We start from the raw sequence: 15983 nt of genomic DNA on the forward strand, positions 1-15983 counted from the left end.
GCGGGCAGCGAAGCTGCCCGCAACATTTTTCTAAAGAAGTGTACAGCTATGAATAGAATAATCTTAGTAAGCTTAACAGCAATGCTGTTTTTTTCCTGCGGCCGTTTTGGCAACAAAGAAACGGAAGGCAAGAAACAGCAACGCATTGTTTGTTTATCCAAGCATCTTACCGAAATGTTATTTGCATTGGGGAAAGGCAACCAGATTGTTGCGGTTGATTTAAGCAGTACTTATCCCGACAGTGCAAAGTTGTTAAAGACAGTTGGCTATCACCGTGCATTGAGTGCAGAAGCAATTATTGCAATGACTCCCGATTTAGTGATACACAGCAATGATATTGGTCCGGAGAATGTATTGCCCCAGATAACAGCTGCAGGATTAAATGTAAAAGCATTTGGCGGCGCTAATACAGCCGACAGTGCAAAACTGTTGCTGAAAGAGCTGGGTATTTATTTTGGTGCAGAAGCAAAAGCAGATTCTATTATCAATGCAATGAATCTGTCGATGCAACGTGCAGCCGATTCATTAAAAGCAATGAACATAAAAGATACACCCAATGTAATGGTCATCCATTTCGGCCGTGCCAACAATATTTATTTTGTAATGAGCGGACGTAAAGCTGTACCTGATAAAATGATTGCAGCAGCGGGAGGCAAGGTGACCCATTACGATGCAAAAGGTGCAAGGCAGATCAGTGCAGAAGCTGTGGCAGAAGCGAACCCCGATATCATCATTGCTACCGATTATGGTTTTGACAAAATGGGCAGCATGGAAAAATTTATTACTGATGTGCCGGGTGTAGCATTGACCAATGCGGGAAGAAACAAACGCATCGTCCGTTTCGAAGAACATGATTTGATCTATTTCGGCCCACGTTCCGGCGATAATATTATTCAACTAATGCACTTGTTGCACAGCAAACCAAATGTTCAAGCAAAATAACTACATCTTTCCATTGCTGATTTTGTTGCTTGTAGTGGTGCTTATTTGTTCCATTGCATTCGGAGCTGTAAGTATTCTGCCTTCAGAAATGGCCTCAGCTATTCAGCATTTTTTAAACGGTAAAGGTCCGCAGGGAATTTATGAATCGGTATTTCTGCAATTGCGTTTGCCACGTGTGTTACTCTGTGCTATTACCGGTGCGGTGCTTGCTGTGAGTGGTGTACTCATGCAGGGTTTGTTTCGCAATCCAATTGTAGAACCGGGGCTCGTTGGCACAAGTGCAGGTGCTGCCTTTGGGGCTTCGCTTGTTTTTGTGTTAGGAGTAAATATGAGTCCTGCAATAAAAGCAATGACCGGACCTTTGCTTGTTCCCTTGTTTGCTTTTGCCGGCGCATTACTTGCTACATGGATTGTGTATGCACTTTCAAAACATACAAAACATGTATCGATTGTTTCGTTGTTGCTGGTTGGTATTGCCGTTAATGCGATTGGATTAAGCGGTACCGGTTTCATGAGTTACATCGCAAGAGATCCACAGGCGAGAAGTATTACCTTCTGGAACCTGGGAACATTTTCCGGTGCATCGTGGTTGCAGGTAGTGATTGTTGCAACAGTTGCAGCCATCATCTTTTTTATTGCCTTGCGTTACACCAAAGAGTTGAACGCTTTATTGCTTGGTGAAGAGGAGGCGGGGTATCTTGGTGTGGATGCAGATAAATTAAAACGCAGGATCATGTTGCTCAATACAGCAATGGTGGCTGTTGTTACTGCTTTTGTTGGTGTCATCAGTTTTATGGGTTTGATCGTTCCGCACATACTTCGTTTACTCATTGGCAGCGATAACAAAAAACTCTTGCCTGCATCGATGTTGCTGGGTGCCGCATTGCTTTGTTTGGCCGATGTGCTTGCAAGATTATTATTGGCACCTGCGGAAATACCAATCGGCATTATTACATCGTTTGTTGGTGCGCCGGTATTTATTTTATTGCTGAAGAAGTTTAACCTGTTGCAACAAAAAGGAGGTGGCGATGCTTAAGTTGGAACAGATCAGTTACGCAATTGGCAATAAACAAATACTGCACAGCATCAGTGCTGTACTACAACCCGGAGAAGTAACGATGATACTTGGCCCGAATGGTTCCGGTAAGTCGAGTTTGCTGCGCATCTTCAGTGGAGCAGTTGATAATTACACAGGTGAAGTATGGTATGACGAACGTAACCTGCGTGCAATTAAAAAGCTGCAGCTCGCACATATCAGGGCTGTCATGACTCAGCAACCGGAATTAAGTTTTCCATTGCCTGTTGAAGAAGTGGTGATGATGGGACGCTATCCGCATTTTGAATTCAATCCATCTGTACATGATCATCAGTTGTGCGAAGCTGCAATGGAAAGGCTGAAGCTGAATGATTTTCGCAAGCGGAATTATTTAACGTTGAGTGGAGGCGAAAGACAACGTGTACAATTTGCACGTGTGCTGGCGCAATTAGGAGAAGAATCGAAAGAAGGAAATCGTTTTCTTTTTCTTGATGAACCTCTTAATAATTTGGATATCCGTTACCAGCATGCGTTTTTAAAAGAAGCTGCAGCATTTGCTGCGCAACCGGCAACAGTGGTGGCGGTTATGCACGATCTTAATCTTGCTTTGCAATATGCAGATCGCTTATTGTTCCTGAAAGAAGGGGAGTTGGTAGCGTATGGTAAACCGGAAGAGATTGTAACGGAAGAATTGGTACAGGAAGTGTTTGCCGTGCAAAGTCACATTCTGCAAAACCCGTTGAATGGGAAACCGATGGTGGTTTACAAGTAATTGCCTGACGCATTTGTCTGACGGTTTATGTAATTGAATTTTACTTCCGTCAGACGATGGCGTCAGACGGAAATTATTTCAGCGGCAGAAATACTTCTGCCATCATACAGCGTGCACTGCCGCCGCCATTTGTTTCAATGGTTGTAAGATCGGCGTGGATGATGGGGTTATAACTTTCCAGTTGTTTTATTTGCTCCGGCGTTAAAGCTTGATAAGCCTGGCTGCTCATAACCAAATAACGTTGCCCGTTTTTGTTTTGTACCTGCAACATGTTGCCTGCAAAACGATTCATCTGGCTGTACGAAATTTCAATGATTTGTTTGCCGCTGTTGAGAATGGTATTGGTTACATGTTTTCTTTCTGCCGCATCACGAATACTGTCTAAACAGATCACCACATAGTTATCTGCCACACACATCATGACATTGGTGTGATAAATTTCGCCACCCTTTTCGTCTACACTATAAAAACTGCAGGGCGTATAATGCATCATCCGGCACCAGTCTTCAAATACTGTTTCATCGGTGCGTGGTGAAAGACAGGCGTAAGCGATTTTGTTTTCCCTGTCGAGGACCATACTTCCCGTACCTTCTAAAAAATGATCTTCGTTTTCGCTGTCGGTAAAATCAATTGTATTCTTCACAGCAAATTTTGCTGCAACGGCATCCAGTACATGTTGCTTGCGTTCTGCTCTTCTGTTTACAGCATACATGGGGTAGAGGACAAGGCTGCCATCTGCATGAAAGCTGATCCAGTTGTTGGGGAAAATGCTGTCGGGGGTGTGTGGTTCAGGTGTATCCTGTACCACCGTTACATCAATGCCGGCTGCAGATAATTTTTGCACAAAGCCATCAAACTCAGCTTCGGCTTTTTGCTGCGCATTTTCATTGCTGCCTTGTTGCTGGAATGCATTGTTGACTGCTGTTTCTGCATTAAAATCAAATGCAACGGGTTTGATCATTAATATGTGTGCTGTTGTTTGCATGTTTTAGTTCATTGTTAATCGTTCATGTTGAATACAGTTACGGGTTATGGGTTAAAAGTTGAAAGTGGCATGTTGCACTCGTAACTCATAACCTTTAACTCATAACTTGTCTCTTAATAGAGGCATACTCATACAATGGCTGCCGCCTCTTGCTCTCGACAGTTCGGCGCTGGGTAGTAAGATCAACGTGTTTTCAACTGTTTCCGGATCAACACCATTTTCAAACTGTTCAAAGGCTTCTGTTGTAGTGAGTACATTGAAACCTGCTTCTTTAAACGCAGCAGCAGTTTTATCATTGCGGTCGTAACCGATCACCACACCTTCTTTCAACGCAACAACATTGCAACTGTCGGTCCATTGTTCACGCTCATCGTGTGGAAATACATTGTTACCGCTATAAATAATTTTTACATCAGATGCTGCTACGCCAAAATCTTCAATACTAATTTGTCTCAATAGAGATTCAATACCGGTTACACGTTGCGGCACACTGTAATCTCTTGTGCGTACATAGGGTTCGTTGGCTGGTTTGCGGAACTGCAGAATTTCTACCTGCTCCATTTCCAGTTGTCGTGGATTGTGCGAAAGCTTGTTGACATAGCTATGTCTGCTGATGTGTTCTGCTTTTAAAATACGTTCACTGAATCGGCCATACAATACCCACACATTTCTTTTCACTTGTGTAAAGATGGTATCGATATGCATTTGTGCACGGTTCTTCGGAATTTTTACCACCGATATTTTTTCGATACCCAGCTCCGGTTTACTGAAGAGGGTATGCACAATTTCATTCACCGCACTGCTGCTGGTACGTATGCTGCAGCCAATTACAAAATGTTTGGGATGAATCATCATTACATCACCACCTTCAATAGTAATGATGCGGTGTTTACGTTCTTCTTCTTCGTACAAAAAGAAATCGCTTTCTTCAATAATCTCCATTACTTTTTGCGGTTCCTCTTTAAAGAAATAATAGAGCGATAAAAATTTGGTGAGCAGTGATTCCCTTCTTCTTGCAACAGTGGCCATACGGCTTAAAAGAATATGGTCTTTTACCATAATGCCAATGTCTCGTGTAAAAATAAAGTTGGGAATGGGGGGGAAGATGTACTGATCTTCCTGTGTACCCATCGCTTCTGCAGGCAAAATACCGGTAATGAAAATTTTTGCAAGCAAAGCAGGGTCTTGAATATTTTCCAATACCTGCTGAATGGCAAAACTCGATTCTTCGTACGAACAGATAGCTGCAATCAACCGCAGTTTCACTTTTTCATCTTTGATGATCTCAGCCAGCAGTTGTTGCGTATCCAGTACTTTATCGCTGTTGAAATATTCTTCCTTGCCGGGTATATAGCACCACGATCGTTTATCAGCATCTGCCGTTTTTTGATAACTGTTGATGTAGTTGACTTTTTCCCGGTCGAGGAAATACAGCAGCAGTTTTACATAGTGGTTGTATTCCTTCTGCATGCTGTTGAGGTGTACAATGTCGTCGTACAGGTTATCGGCAAAAGTGCCGGGAATGATCTTGCCGATGCCGCCATCGGGACTGTGAATGATCAATTTTCGTAAACGTCCTAATTCGTTTTCAACGTAGTAATTATGTTGAGCCATAAACTGTTTTTTGTATGAAAAAATGATGATAAGCGAACTTGCTGTTGCAGGTAAACGTGTTTTGCTGCAATGGTTAACAGCTTAAGCAACGTTTCATTTTTAATGCAACAGGGAAACGGAGGTTTTCAGAAAAAAATCAGTAGTCGGGCAGGCTGCCTTCACCTGCAGCGATCAGGTTGAGGAAGTATGGCAGCAAATTGTTTGTAGTGATATGTTTCTGGTAAAACATACTGCAAGATAAGGAAAAGAGTGGTGAATAGTGAGTAGTGAGTGGTGAGTGGTGAGTGCCGGGCTGCAAAATGCTCATCGTCCGCTGTATGTGGTTCATCGGCTGTGAATATCATGGAGCAGAGAAATTGTTTATCCCCTCTTGGGAGGGGAGAGCAGCACGTTACACAGAAACCTGTTAAAAGGGGTGGGTGCTGAAAGAGGTAATACTTTTTACGCTTTATACTCAATCCCGATCAACTCAAAAAACTCCTTCTCCTGCATTTCTTTTACTGCACCGGGTTTAAGATCGCCGAGTTTTAAATTACCGATGGATACACGCACCAGTCGTTGGCAACGACGGTTAATGGCCTGTACCATTTTACGTACCTGGTGAAATTTCCCTTCTGTTAATGTCATCAGTAACCAACTGTGTTCGTATTGCTGCCGTACATCGTCCATGTGTTTATATACGGTTGTAACATCTTCCACCATTTCAATCGAGGTTGGTACAGCAGTATATTCTTCTCCTTCTTTTATTTTTATCGAAACACCTGTTTTCAACTGATGCAGTAATTCGGGAGTTACTGTTCTGTTAACCATAACGAGGTAACTGCGTTCGTGATTTTTCTTTGGATCAAATAACAACCTTGTTACTTTTTTATTGGTGGTGAGCAGTAGTAAACCTTCGGAGTGATTATCCAAACGTCCGATGGCATGTGTTCCCTCCGGAAAATCAAAATCAAGATCGCCCAGTAACCGCACATCATGCGAACTGATAAACTGCGAAACCATATTGTATGGTTTGTTGATGATGAAATAACGATGGGGTGAAGTAGACATGTAATTGGCTGCAAGATTACGGCTTTTGTAGCAATGCCGGATTGATATAAATTTGAAATAACTTATAGTAATAACTATGTTTTCAGATGTAGATTTTTTAGAAAGATTGGAAATACTTTTAGATCAACCTGGGATGTTCAATATTCAGCGGGTTGAAGATATTCAAATGATTTTTACTGCTGAAATTCATATTAATCGGAACGAGTCTGTTGGTGATTGGAGTCTTCGATTTAGTCGTTTCGTAATTGAAGACTGTAATACTGACTTGCAGAACTTCGATTGGTCGAGAATTATTCGTTTATATTCCGGCAGCGATGCACATTCAATTGATTTGTTTAAAACTTTGGTCAAAAGATTTAGTGAATCACAGGTCAAAAGATAGATGTGAAATATCTAAGTCGGAGAGTTTCCATCTTCTGCTGATGTTAGTATTACTATTGAATAAATGCACTACAGCCGTTGTTGCGTGTTTTTCACCAACAACGGAATTTGAAAACAAAAAGTTTGTCGGGCATTTGTACATGAGTTGCTGGTCGTAAGACACAGCAACGGCGGGCAGTAGTGCTAAGTTTGGCATTCTACAACATTTAACTGACGGAACACCAACAAATGCGAAGCCGACTCGCCGTGTTCCGGAGCGAAATGTATTGAAGAATTTATTTACTCACGGCGAGTGCCACAAGGCCATCACACAATGCTGTCTGACACATCGCCTTTGAAGTGCAGAGACTCGGCAGCGAATAAAAATCTGAATTTTGTTCCGTCAGCCAGCATAGCAGCAAACCGATTGTTGCATGCAGTTTTTCGTGAAGTTAAAAGAGTGGTTACCAAAACTTCCACCAGGGCTTATTGGTTATCAACTTTGTTGTGTTTTGTGTAAATGGATCGGTCTTACTTTGGAAATAACTTTCATCATAAAACTCTCCATCATCGCCCTGAACTCTGCCATTGAACTTTTCTGCAATAGTTATCATTTTCCTAATTGTCTCTTCGTCTGGATTTTTTGTACTTATCATTCCGTAACCATAGTCAAACCAAGGTTTGTCGTCTGAAACTCTTGTAGAATGCCCTGTCCAATTACAAAAACCTGGCACATTTTGAAAAGAATTCTCAACTCCAGGGATTTTTATTTGATAGCCATTCGTAAATTCCAGTTCATTGTCGGACTGTACAAAGGCCAACCATTCTTCGAGCGAAATATTGCTGTCTTCTTCATAGTCGGCCCAATCATTACGTCTTACAATATGAAAGTCATATCCCATGTCTATCTGAATGTTTTAGGGTGTCAAATAAAATTGCATGCAACGTTCATAGCTTTGCGTTCGGCAGGGCATTTGAAAAATGTCCAGTCTGGAACTGCAGCCGATGTAAGATGCAAAAGTTGAAAATATATTCTGTTGCTTATCCGTGTTCGGTCAGCCGGATATGTAGCTGATAGTAGCACTAAGGTGAGGATTTATTCGTCGCACCCTGCTGACGCAACACTCAATGTTAGCGGTAGTTTTTTATTCATACTTTTTTATCTGTTTAAATAGTTGTTGTTTATAACCGTCAGTAAAACTTAGTCCGCCAAATAGTTTTTTTGTTATCTGTTTTGAGATTATCTTTTGGTCAAACCAATCTAAGAAGAAGTCAGCATAGCCTCCTGTTGTAATTTCATTGTTACCCATAGCAACCATTGGTGGATATTCCTTTTGAAACTGTTCTCTGTTCTTTATGCTTTTGTTTATACTCAAAAGGTAAAACTGTATATCATAAGCCAAATGTGAAAGTTCGTCTGCGTGAAGTCCAAAATAGCCCTTACCGGTTGTTAATTCTGTAAATAGATTTCTCAGGATTCTGTCAAAATTTAGTGAAGTGTCTTTTTTAAAATATTCTTGAAGAATATCCGAAAATTGTCCGGTTTTGAAAGTATCAAGAGTATTTATTAAATCTTGTTCAGAAGTATCATAAACGTCTGAACTTACAAGTCCACGAATAAAGCTTTCAAAGTCTTTCGCTAAGAATGTTTTTTTGTAGTCCCATTCTTGGTCAACATGAACAACTTCGGGTTCTCCGTCTTTTCCACATTTTGAATAGTCCAACATTATCATATCGTGTCCTGCTGATGGGCAGTTACAAATGAATACTCCTGTGTTTGGGTATCCCCATTCATCAATCATAAATTGGCTTCCTAAACTGCCACATAATGAATAAGTCTTTGTCCTGCCAATTCCCATAATTCCTGTTATCGCACAATGGTCTTCTGCCCAAGAAGTTCTTTCAGACGTCGGAAAGCAACAGTTATTAGGTGTCCCGCCATTATGAATTTTCATTAATTCAATGTATGAAGCTGGAAGTTTGAAACCAAGTTCTTGTTCTATGGAATATATAAGTTCATCTGACGGGCTATCTTCTACATATTCTTTTAATGAATAGTCATTGTCATCCCAAAAGTCTGAAAGGCCAAAGTCGTGAAATATTTTTTGCTCCATTTTCTTCCGTGAAGTGTCTCGTTAAAATTACCGCTAACACGAATATATATGATATAAAATATTGTGCATGAGAAAATAGATTGCTTGGAAATCAACATTCTAACGTTCAACTTTTTGTATTGTTGTTAGTACAATCCGATCTGTCAAGCTATTTCTACGGCATTAATTAATTCAATAATCTTCTAATAATTCTGCCAATCTAGTTCACCCAACTCTCCACCACCTTAAACCTTACAAACATATCTTCACTATACCATTTCTCTTTTCTGGTTTTTTGTATCACATCGGCATGGTTGGGCATTTTGTAGGCAAACTGTTTCATATGTTCCTTGCTTTGCCAAACGGAAAACGTGGCCTGTTTGTTCCAGGGGTTTTCGCCAATGCCTACCGAAAACTGAAAACCTTCCGCTTTCCGCATTTCGTTCGACACAGCTTCCACATGTTCCCAAAAACGGGAGCGTTTATCGGCATTGATGGTGGCCCGGGTTATTACAGCTATTGGGCCTTCGTATTCCGATTTTACCGGCAGATCACCAAAAGCCTGTTTCCCGTCCCAACTGCCATGGGCTTCAATCGGCTCCAGTAAAAAGGTTCTGGTCTGGCAGCCGAAAAACCGCCACCAGCCGGTCATGAATTGACCATAAGCCCGTAGCTGCAACTGTTCCTTTTCGGAAAAACCGGTCAGATCGTTCTTGTCCATCACCACCAAGGCACCCCATTGCTGCCAGTCGGGTGTTTTGCTGAAGGTGCCGCCCTTGCCGCAGCCCAGCAGCTTGTAAAACCGCAGCCGGCGGTTGAGCCAGAGCGGCAACCGGTGCAGTGCCATAGCCAGCAAAGCAAAGTACACGAAGCGTTTTTTATACTGTATGAGGGTTAGAACAGCGTACATAATTTCAGTTGAACAGTAAGGCAATATGACAAATAAACCCCGTTCTTGTTGAAAACCTGTAAAAAACTGTTGAAAAGAAGCAAAAAGCCTAAATTTTGTTACAATCTTAATCCCCTATATTTGTCGCCTTCCTAAATTGAAAAATAGTGCGTTTAAAGAGTTTAGAAATCAAGGGTTTTAAAAGTTTTGCCGATAAAACTGTGGTTAGTTTTGATGAAGGTGTAACCGGCATCATTGGCCCCAATGGTTGCGGCAAAAGCAATATTATCGACAGTATCCGCTGGGTGATCGGTGAGCAAAAGATCAGCCATCTCCGTAGTGAAAACTTAGAGAGCCTGGTGTTCAATGGTTCTAAAACACGTAGCGCTTCTGGTTTGGCCGAGGTGAGTTTGACGTTTGAGAATACCCGTAACCTGTTACCCACCGAGTTCAGCACCGTTACTGTAACCCGTAAGTTTTATAAAAGTGGTGAGAGTGAATACCGCCTCAACGATGTACAATGTCGTTTAAAGGATATCCAGAACCTCTTCCTCGATACCGGTGTAAGCACCGACAGTTATGCCATCATCGAGTTGGGGATGGTGGACGATATCATCAAGGATAAGGATAACAGCCGTCGCCGTATGTTGGAACAGGCTGCAGGTATCACCATCTACAAAACAAGAAAGAAAGAAGCTAAGAATAAACTGGATGCAACCGAACAGGATTTGGCACGTATTGAAGATTTGTTGTTCGAAATTAACAACCAGTTGAAGACCCTGGAGAACCAGGCCAAGAAGGCGGAGAAATATTACGAGATCAAGAAAGAGTACCGTGAGGTAAGTATTGAACTCGCAAAAGCAGCATTGGAAGGTTTCAACCTTACCTGGAAAACCCTGAACGAACAGCACGACGAAGAAACCAATAAGAAGATTGAACTGGAAGCAAAAATTGCAACCGAAGAAGCGGCGATTGAGCAGGAGAAAGTTGGGTTTATTGAAAAAGAACGTGAACTGCATTCGATGCAGCATGCATTCAACGATATTCTGCAAAACCTGCGTACCAAGGAAAACGAAAAGAACCTTGCTCAGCAGCGTTTGCATTACCTGAAAGAAAAAGAAACCAGCTTAAAGGATTTCTTAGCAAAAGCAGGTGGTCAGTTAAAGGGTATTGAAGAAAGCATCCAGTTTACAGATGCACAAATCCAGGAAGAAGAAATTAAGCTGAATGATCTCGGTTCACAACTCGATACCTTACGCAGCTCAGTAGAAAGCACACGCAAAGTGTTTGATGAAAAGCGCAGTGGTATTGATGAGATCCGCAAAGAGAACCAGGCCATTCAACGCAGCCAGTTTGAAGCAGAAAAGAATGTAGCGGTTGGTGAAACAACGGTACAAAACCTGCAACGCACCATCTTCCAGTTAAAAGAAGAACAGGCGAACCGCAAACAACAGTTGCAACAACTCGAAGAAGAAAAGCAGCAGAAAGAACATGAGTTGGCCAACTGTAGAGAAGAACTGCAAAACCTGCAGGAGCAACACGAGTTTACCAAAGAACAGATATTACAAACGCAATCGGCATTGGAAGGATTGCGTAATCAACTGGCCGATGAAAACAGAAAGCTCGATTCGAAGAAGAACGAGTACGATCTGTTGAAGAGTTTGGTTGATTCAATGGAAGGTTACCCCGACAGTGTGAAATTCTTACACAACAATCCGGAATGGAATGTAGAATCGCCACTGTTAAGTGATGTGATCTATTGTAAGGAAGAATACCGTACTGCTGTTGAAAATCTGCTGGAGCAATACCTCAACTATTATGTTGTGGGTAACATGAACGATGCGTTGAAAGCAGTAAACCTGTTACATGGCAACCAGAAAGGAAAGGCCAACTTCTTTATGCTCGATCAGTTCAATGGTCAGCAGGGATTAAATGAAGTACCAGCCGGAACTATTCCTGCATTGAGTGTGGTAGAAGTAGATGCAAAATATCAATCGCTCATCAACTACCTGTTAGGTCAGGTAGTGATTGCAGAAGATGAAAACAATTTACCTATCGGTTTTAATGGCGTGGTGCTGGAGAAGAGTGGTAAGTTCTTCAAAGGAAAATATTCGCTCAGTGGTGGCAGTGTTGGTTTGTTTGAAGGAAAGAAACTGGGCCGTGCAAAAAATTTAGAACGTTTACACGAAGAAATTTTAGCACAGGAAACAGTGGTGCTTGATCTGAAGCATGCCATCCAGATGCGCCACAACGAAGTGATTGGTTTTAATGAGCAGTTGAAAGAAAATGCGATCAAAGAAACGGAAACAGCCATCAACCAACTCATTAACCAGGTGTATGGGTTAGATAACCGCATGGAAAACCTGCGTGGTATGGAAGCCAATGCGGTGAAGCGTTTGGAAGACCTGGAAATTCAGCAGGAAGAAATTCATGAAAGCCAGCAGGTGCACAGAGATGAGCTGGAAAAATACAACAGCCAGTTAGATGAATTGGCAGGCAGACTGGAAGTAATTGAACAGGAGTATGCAGCTGCAGAACGTGCTTACAGCGAAGCCAATCAATCGTACAACGATTATAATTTGAATGTTACCCGCCAGCAAAGCAAGGTAACATCGTTAAAAACAGAGCTGGAGTTTAAACGCAACCAGTTGATGGATCTGCAATTGCAGGTAACCACCAACTCTGCTGCGTTGGATGAAGCTGCCAACCAGATCAGCGACAGCGAAGCAAACTTGCTGGATGCACAGGATGCGTTGGTGACACTGTTGCAAAACAAAGAAACCGAAGAACGTAAACTCAACGAAGCAGATCAGTACTATTACAATCTGCGTAATGCGTTGGGCGAAAAAGAAAGCGAACTCCGCCATAAGCAAAAAGAAAAAGAGCAGGTAGATCAGTTGCTCAATGAAATAAAAGATAAACTCACTGAACTGAAATTGCAGTTGAGCGGAACGAAAGAACGCTTGATGGTTGAGTTCAAAGTAAATCTGGAAGAAGTAATTGAAGAAGACCGTACCGGTACAGAATCGCAGGAAGATCTGCAGGCGAAAGTTGATCGCATGAAAAAACGTTTGGAAAACCTCGGCGAGGTGAACCCCACTGCGATTGAAGCGTTTGAAGAAATGCGCAAGCGTTACGAGTTTATTCTTGAGCAGAAGAATGATCTTGTTACTGCAAAGGAATCGTTGCTGCAAACCATCCAGGAAGTGGAAGCAACCGCCAACCAGCGTTTCCTCGATACGTTTAACCAGGTGCGGGAGAATTTCCAGAAAGTATTTAAGGCCTTGTTTACAGATGATGATACGGCAGACATGGTATTGGAAAATCCTGATAACCTTGCTGAAACAGGTATCGATATTGTGGCCAAGCCAAAAGGTAAACGCCCAAGCAGCATTACACAGCTGAGTGGTGGTGAGAAAACATTAACCGCAACAGCCATGTTGTTTGCGATCTATCTCATCAAACCTGCTCCGTTCTGTATTCTCGATGAGGTGGATGCGCCTTTGGATGATGCCAACGTAGGCAAGTTCACCAACATGATCCGCAAGTTCAGCGAAAATTCACAGTTCATTATTGTAACGCACAATAAGCAAACAATGGGTGCGGTGGATGTGATCTACGGTGTAACCATGCAGGAAGCCGGTGTAAGTAAACTGGTGCCGGTGGATTTCAGGAATTTGAATTAAAGATTGTATTGATGTTATACCAAAGAGCCGAAGCAATTGCTTCGGCTCTTGTATTTGTAATCAACTGTTAAGCTCCATCAGCGTCGTCATTTCGAATCCGCTTATCACTTGTAATTATTTTGAAGATGTTGCTGCGGGGTGAGAAATCTCTAAGCAGTTAAACCGTTGCATTCAATCAGGCTTTGTACAACATAGCATGTAAAAGTTGTAGCGATGTCTCCTTCGGCGACATGACGGACAAAGCTTGGCGTTGCTGTCTTTCCGACGCAAGTAGGAATCTGTTTGGTTTTAGTACAAAGATGAAGCAGATCCCTCGTTCCTCGGGATGGCATCAATTATACAGCAAGAGCTTGTCAACTATTTCATTCAGTTGCTCTGTGTTTTCAAACACATAACTTTCGCCGGCTTCTTTCAGCAGTTTTAAATTTTTCTTCGATACATTGTCCATATCCGGGGATGCTGTTTTTAAATCAGGATCAATGCGGTAGTAATCTCCTTTATCAGCATCTTCTAACGTATCCCACATACGTACAAGATGGTAATGCACTGTTTCGCTGTTGCCACTCATCATGATGTCGATGAGCACCGGTAGCCATTTAATCAATCCTGCATTACGCAATTGTTCAAACTCGTATTTCTTTTTGCTGCTGCCGGTACCAATGCTGATGAGTAACATATCTTTTGCTGCAGGTCTGTTGGGCTTTGGTAATTGGTACTCGCCATACAATATCCTGCTGTCGCTGAAGTTTAAACCTCTTGCTTCGCTGTACGCACACAAAGCCGGGTTGTTTACAAACACACCGCCATCAATTAAATATTGTGGCGCTTCACTTAAACTGTAAATCATCGCCGGTTCAAAATAAGTAGGAGCAGCACTGGTTGCTCTTGCTACATTGCGTATTTTAAAATCACGCACTTCGCCACCGATCTTTCTCGAATTAGCACTGTTGAAGAATGCAGCTCTTCGTTCGTAAAAGTTATATGCTGTAATCACACAGGGTTTGATCATCTGGCTCAACGATGTATCGCCTAAATAATCCTGCAACAGTTTTTCAAGATTATCAGCAGGAAAACTTTCATTCCAAAAACTGAAATTCTTAAACTGCTGCCAGAAGTTTTTATTAAAAATTCTGTTGCCGTATTGCATGTACAGCTGCACGGCATCGGTAGCCGAAAATTTTGCTTTGCCGGTTTCTTTTTCATCGGGCATTAAATAAATGCTGGTAAGGATGCCACCGGTGCTGGTGCCGGCAATCATATCGAAATACTCGCCAATTTTTGCTTCTTTGTTACCGGTTACTGCACGGATGCGTGTTTCAAGATATTCTACAATGGTGCCGGGAATAATACCCCTGATTCCTCCTCCGTCGATACTGAGGATTCTTACTTTCGATGTACTGCGGTTGCTCATGGTTAGTTTGTTTGCAGAAAAATACAAACTACCTCTATAAAATAAAATACCCGTTTACGGTGTGCGATTACGGCCGTTTATTGCGGGAATTACGGTGTGTGCTTTGTTTATGTGGGATATTCGTTCGATATTCGGACTCTAAATCAACTGCATGCAACGTATCTGCCTGTTCCCGGGAACATTTGATCCCATCACTGTTGGTCACTTGGATATCATTTACCGTTCACTCGATCTGTTCGATAAACTGTACATCGGTATCGGCCGCAATGCAGCTAAAGTACCCATGTTCAGCGAAGAACAAAGGGTGGACTGGATCAACGAAATTTTTAAAGATGAACCAAGAGTTGATTCAGTTGTATACGATGGGTTAACTGTTGATTGTTGCAAGCGGGTGAATGCAAAGTTTATTCTGCGTGGTATCCGTTACGTTAACGATTTTGAATACGAGAAAGCGATTGCCGATATGAACCGCAGTCTCGATCATAATATCGAAACGATTTTTCTTACCTGTTTGCCCCAATACACTTCGGTTGCATCAACGCTGGTGCGTGATGTGATACGCAACGGTGGAGATGCATCGCCTTTTTTGCCCGATGTGGTAAATCATGCAGTACTAAAAGCAAAATAATTTACTTCACACCTGTATGTCTGTTATCTGGTTTAAGAAAGATTTATCCCTGAATGATTTCAGCGGCATGGGCGCTAACACCATTGGTGAACTGCTTGATATACGTTTTACAGAAGTAGGTGCCGATTTTTTAAAAGCAACCATGCCTGTCGATCATCGTACCCATCAACCGTATGGCTTATTGCATGGTGGTGCCAGTTGTGTATTGGCTGAAACATTGGGTAGTGTTGCTTCGGCCATGATCATCAATCCCGAAAAATTTATTTGTGTTGGCCTGGAGATCAATGCCAATCATATCCGCTCTGTACGAAGCGGTACAGTTACAGGTATTACCACGCCGATACATATTGGCGCCAGTACCCATGTGTGGGATATTAAAATTTACGACGAACGGGAAAAACTGATTTGTGTAAGCCGGCTTACTGTCGCCATTCTTAAAAAGGCCTGACGTTATTCCTTCTCCGGATAATTCTCATCAGGAACTGTAGCGTAATGTTTTTGTAACTTACAGTTGCGA

15 protein-coding genes are annotated in these 15983 nt (G+C 42.1%); 7 read left to right on the plus strand and 8 right to left on the minus strand.

The features are described from left to right. Positions 1 to 48 precede the first annotated feature (48 nt). From IQ13_RS15125 to IQ13_RS15135, 3 genes are read left to right on the plus strand one after another with little or no spacing between them, the layout of a single operon-like run. Positions 49 to 942, plus strand: a complete 894-nt coding sequence (locus IQ13_RS15125) for a heme/hemin ABC transporter substrate-binding protein (protein WP_144887271.1) — start codon at positions 49 to 51, stop codon at positions 940 to 942. Then, positions 926 to 1978 (plus strand): FecCD family ABC transporter permease, encoded by a 1053-nt coding sequence (locus IQ13_RS15130; RefSeq protein WP_144887273.1) that lies wholly within the window; start codon positions 926 to 928, stop codon positions 1976 to 1978. The genes IQ13_RS15125 and IQ13_RS15130 overlap by 17 nt, the downstream gene beginning before the upstream one ends. Next, positions 1971 to 2750, plus strand: a complete 780-nt coding sequence (locus IQ13_RS15135; RefSeq protein WP_144887275.1) for a heme ABC transporter ATP-binding protein — start codon at positions 1971 to 1973, stop codon at positions 2748 to 2750. The genes IQ13_RS15130 and IQ13_RS15135 overlap by 8 nt, the downstream gene beginning before the upstream one ends. 73 nt (positions 2751 to 2823) lie before the next feature. On the opposite strand, the gene ctlX is transcribed toward IQ13_RS15135, so the two are convergent. The 4 genes from ctlX to IQ13_RS15150 form a co-directional block, all read right to left on the minus strand. Further along, positions 2824 to 3735, minus strand: a complete 912-nt coding sequence (gene ctlX, locus IQ13_RS15140) for a citrulline utilization hydrolase CtlX (protein ID WP_144887277.1) — start codon at positions 3733 to 3735, stop codon at positions 2824 to 2826. 99 nt (positions 3736 to 3834) lie between these two features. Next, positions 3835 to 5349 (minus strand): arginine deiminase family protein, encoded by a 1515-nt coding sequence (locus IQ13_RS15145; RefSeq protein ID WP_144887279.1) that lies wholly within the window; start codon positions 5347 to 5349, stop codon positions 3835 to 3837. A gap of 136 nt (positions 5350 to 5485) precedes the next feature. Next, complete coding sequence (locus IQ13_RS21390) at positions 5486 to 5656, minus strand: hypothetical protein (RefSeq protein ID WP_158637409.1); 171 nt, start codon at positions 5654 to 5656, stop codon at positions 5486 to 5488. 134 nt (positions 5657 to 5790) lie between these two features. Beyond that, the gene (locus IQ13_RS15150; RefSeq protein ID WP_144887281.1) at positions 5791 to 6399 is read right to left on the minus strand and encodes a pseudouridine synthase; all 609 of its coding nucleotides are present in this window, start codon (positions 6397 to 6399) and stop codon (positions 5791 to 5793) included. Positions 6400 to 6475: 76 nt separating this feature from the next. On the opposite strand from IQ13_RS15150, the gene IQ13_RS15155 reads away from it, so the two are divergent. After that, the gene (locus IQ13_RS15155; protein ID WP_144887283.1) at positions 6476 to 6781 is read left to right on the plus strand and encodes an adaptor complexes medium subunit family protein; all 306 of its coding nucleotides are present in this window, start codon (positions 6476 to 6478) and stop codon (positions 6779 to 6781) included. Positions 6782 to 7223: 442 nt separating this feature from the next. On the opposite strand, the gene IQ13_RS15160 is transcribed toward IQ13_RS15155, so the two are convergent. From IQ13_RS15160 to IQ13_RS15170, 3 genes are all read right to left on the minus strand, one after another. Then, positions 7224 to 7661, minus strand: coding sequence for a hypothetical protein (locus IQ13_RS15160; RefSeq protein ID WP_144887285.1), 438 nt, complete (start codon positions 7659 to 7661; stop codon positions 7224 to 7226). 243 nt (positions 7662 to 7904) lie between these two features. Then, complete coding sequence (locus tag IQ13_RS15165) at positions 7905 to 8873, minus strand: SMI1/KNR4 family protein (protein ID WP_144887287.1); 969 nt, start codon at positions 8871 to 8873, stop codon at positions 7905 to 7907. 199 nt (positions 8874 to 9072) lie between these two features. Beyond that, on the minus strand, positions 9073 to 9762 hold the full coding sequence (locus IQ13_RS15170) for a spheroidene monooxygenase (RefSeq protein ID WP_144887289.1): 690 nt from the start codon (positions 9760 to 9762) through the stop codon (positions 9073 to 9075). A gap of 146 nt (positions 9763 to 9908) precedes the next feature. Here IQ13_RS15170 and smc point away from each other — a divergent pair, with 146 nt between their 5' ends. Then, the gene (smc, locus tag IQ13_RS15175; protein ID WP_144887291.1) at positions 9909 to 13427 is read left to right on the plus strand and encodes a chromosome segregation protein SMC; all 3519 of its coding nucleotides are present in this window, start codon (positions 9909 to 9911) and stop codon (positions 13425 to 13427) included. Between the two features lie 331 nt (positions 13428 to 13758). Here smc and IQ13_RS15180 read toward each other — a convergent pair whose 3' ends face one another. Beyond that, positions 13759 to 14838: a patatin-like phospholipase family protein gene (locus tag IQ13_RS15180; RefSeq protein WP_144887293.1), complete on the minus strand. Its 1080-nt coding sequence runs from the start codon at positions 14836 to 14838 to the stop codon at positions 13759 to 13761. Between the two features lie 151 nt (positions 14839 to 14989). On the opposite strand from IQ13_RS15180, the gene coaD reads away from it, so the two are divergent. Next, complete coding sequence (gene coaD, locus IQ13_RS15185) at positions 14990 to 15466, plus strand: pantetheine-phosphate adenylyltransferase (RefSeq protein WP_144887295.1); 477 nt, start codon at positions 14990 to 14992, stop codon at positions 15464 to 15466. A 16-nt stretch (positions 15467 to 15482) separates the two neighbouring features. Continuing rightward, complete coding sequence (locus tag IQ13_RS15190) at positions 15483 to 15914, plus strand: hotdog fold thioesterase (RefSeq protein WP_144887297.1); 432 nt, start codon at positions 15483 to 15485, stop codon at positions 15912 to 15914. Positions 15915 to 15983 lie beyond the last annotated feature (69 nt).

Source organism: Lacibacter cauensis, from assembly GCF_007830055.1.
Lineage (GTDB): Bacteria > Bacteroidota > Bacteroidia > Chitinophagales > Chitinophagaceae > Lacibacter > Lacibacter cauensis.

Bases quoted from the DNA above. Each gene is read 5' to 3' on its own strand.
- IQ13_RS15165 (WP_144887287.1), bottom strand. From the start codon at position 8,873: ATGGAGCAAAAAATATTTCACGACTTTGGCCTTTCAGACTTTTGGGAT.
- IQ13_RS15135 (WP_144887275.1), top strand. From the start codon at position 1,971: ATGCTTAAGTTGGAACAGATCAGTTACGCAATTGGCAATAAACAAATA.
- IQ13_RS15145 (WP_144887279.1), bottom strand. From the start codon at position 5,349: ATGGCTCAACATAATTACTACGTTGAAAACGAATTAGGACGTTTACGA.
- coaD (WP_144887295.1), top strand. From the start codon at position 14,990: ATGCAACGTATCTGCCTGTTCCCGGGAACATTTGATCCCATCACTGTT.
- IQ13_RS15180 (WP_144887293.1), bottom strand. From the start codon at position 14,838: ATGAGCAACCGCAGTACATCGAAAGTAAGAATCCTCAGTATCGACGGA.
- ctlX (WP_144887277.1), bottom strand. From the start codon at position 3,735: ATGCAAACAACAGCACACATATTAATGATCAAACCCGTTGCATTTGAT.
- IQ13_RS15130 (WP_144887273.1), top strand. From the start codon at position 926: ATGTTCAAGCAAAATAACTACATCTTTCCATTGCTGATTTTGTTGCTT.
- IQ13_RS15155 (WP_144887283.1), top strand. From the start codon at position 6,476: ATGTTTTCAGATGTAGATTTTTTAGAAAGATTGGAAATACTTTTAGAT.
- IQ13_RS15125 (WP_144887271.1), top strand. From the start codon at position 49: ATGAATAGAATAATCTTAGTAAGCTTAACAGCAATGCTGTTTTTTTCC.
- IQ13_RS15160 (WP_144887285.1), bottom strand. From the start codon at position 7,661: ATGGGATATGACTTTCATATTGTAAGACGTAATGATTGGGCCGACTAT.
- IQ13_RS15170 (WP_144887289.1), bottom strand. From the start codon at position 9,762: ATGTACGCTGTTCTAACCCTCATACAGTATAAAAAACGCTTCGTGTAC.
- IQ13_RS15150 (WP_144887281.1), bottom strand. From the start codon at position 6,399: ATGTCTACTTCACCCCATCGTTATTTCATCATCAACAAACCATACAAT.
- IQ13_RS21390 (WP_158637409.1), bottom strand. From the start codon at position 5,656: ATGAGCATTTTGCAGCCCGGCACTCACCACTCACCACTCACTACTCAC.
- IQ13_RS15190 (WP_144887297.1), top strand. From the start codon at position 15,483: ATGTCTGTTATCTGGTTTAAGAAAGATTTATCCCTGAATGATTTCAGC.